The sequence below is a fragment of the Azospirillum sp. B506 genome, from assembly GCF_000333595.1.
GTDB lineage: Bacteria > Pseudomonadota > Alphaproteobacteria > Azospirillales > Azospirillaceae > Azospirillum.
Window position 1 is genome coordinate 1 of sequence record NZ_BADK01000858.1, and the last position, 1138, is coordinate 1138.

The window sequence follows — 1138 nt, forward strand, 5'->3', positions numbered from 1 at the left end:
TTGGCCGCGGCATGCATGCGGCCGTCCTTGTAGGTGGCGTGCTGATGCGAGAAGCGGAGCACGTCCGGTCCCATCAGAGCGATCAGCGAGCGGAGCAGGTTGTTGTTGGTCGCTTCGGCAACCTTGAGATGGAACAGGAGATCCTCTTCCAGCGTGTAGGCGTTGGCCTCGGCCTGCTCGCGCATGCGTTGCTGCGCCTTGCGGATTTCGGCGATCTGGGCGCCATGGGCGCGTTCGGTCGCCAGCCGGGCGGACAAGGCCTCCAGCGCGCCGCGCACCTCGATCAGCATCTCCGGGCTGGTGTCGCCGGCGTTCAGGATGTTGCTGATCAGGCCGATCAGCACATGCTCGCTCAGATTCTCGACCACCGTTCCGCTTTGCGGCGATGTGCGGACGATCCCGAAGAACTCCAGCCGGCGCAACGCCTCGCGGACCGTGCCGCGGCTGACGTCGAAGCGCTCCGCCAGCACCCGTTCGGCCGGCAGCTTCTGGCCGGCCTTGATGATCCGGCGGGCGATCAGGTCGCTGATCTGCTCGATGATGATGTCGGGCGGACGCCGGATCTTGATCTTCTGAAAGTGGCGGGAGACGTCGAAATCAGGATCATCCATGCCGCTCTCCGATCACCGAATTGGTTCGCTGGTTTACCATCGCTCCAATTCTTTAGGCATCCTTGGCGGCCAAGTCAATCGCATGCCCCGCCACCCCATGCCGTGTCCTTAGGACAACGGCATGGGGTGGCGAAGGTTGCACCGCTCCCGGAGGGAGATCAATAGACGGCCATGATGCCTCCATCGACGAAGATCAGCTGTCCATTGACGAAATCGGACGCCGGCGAGGCGAGGAACACCGCGGTGCCGACCAGATCCGTCGGGTTGCCCCAGCGGCGGGCGGGCGTGCGCTTCTTCACCCAGCCGTCGAACTCCTCGTTCTCGATCAGCGGCTTGTTCATCTCGGTGACGATGTAGCCCGGACCGATGGCGTTGATCTGGACGTTGAACTCCGCCCATTCCGCCGTCATCGATTTGGTCAACAGGCGGATTCCGCCCTTGGCGGCGGCTTAGGGCGCCACCGTGACGCGGGCCTGTTCGCTGGTCAGCGAGCCGATGTTGATGATCTTGCCCGCCGCCGCGCGACC

At 64.1% G+C, this 1138-nt stretch carries 1 protein-coding gene and 1 pseudogene; both read right to left on the reverse strand.

Going from position 1 to position 1138, the window contains the following annotated elements:
• On the reverse strand, positions 1-611 hold a 611-nt coding region (locus I71_RS26645; protein WP_042701082.1), incomplete at its 3' end, for a FadR/GntR family transcriptional regulator.
• A 158-nt stretch (positions 612-769) separates the two neighbouring features.
• A pseudogene (locus tag I71_RS26650) lies at positions 770-1048 on the reverse strand (SDR family oxidoreductase); the annotation flags it as partial.
• Between the last annotated feature and the right edge of the window lie 90 nt (positions 1049-1138).